1 pseudogene is annotated in these 329 nt (G+C 38.6%); it reads left to right on the top strand.

Annotation, left to right across the window (positions count from 1 at the left end):
* Nucleotides 1–92: 92 nt before the first annotated feature.
* Nucleotides 93–329: pseudogene (locus E0702_RS16135) on the top strand (polyphosphate kinase 1); the annotation flags it as partial.

Below are 329 nucleotides of genomic sequence, written 5' to 3'. Positions count from 1 at the left end.
AGGGCAATCTGCAATATTAACGTCATGAAAATGCCTTATTTTTCTTAACCTAACCTATACTTTTTTATGGTTAGGAGGAAAAGGGTCTTAGGATGAGTTCTGAAAAACTATATATAGAAAAAGAGTTAAGTTGGCTGTCATTCAACGAGCGTGTTTTGCAAGAAGCGGCTGATCAATCGGTGCCTCTTATAGAGCGTATACGCTTTTTGGGTATATTTTCCAATAACCTTGATGAATTTTATAAAGTGCGATTCGCCGATGTGAAACGTCGTATTTTGATTAACCAAGAACGCGGTGGCAACGACAACTCCAAGCACCTTCTAACCAAG

The organism is Halomonas marinisediminis (assembly GCF_004347715.1).
GTDB lineage: Bacteria > Pseudomonadota > Gammaproteobacteria > Pseudomonadales > Halomonadaceae > Halomonas > Halomonas icarae.
This window is presented reverse-complemented; position numbering and strand designations above follow the sequence as displayed.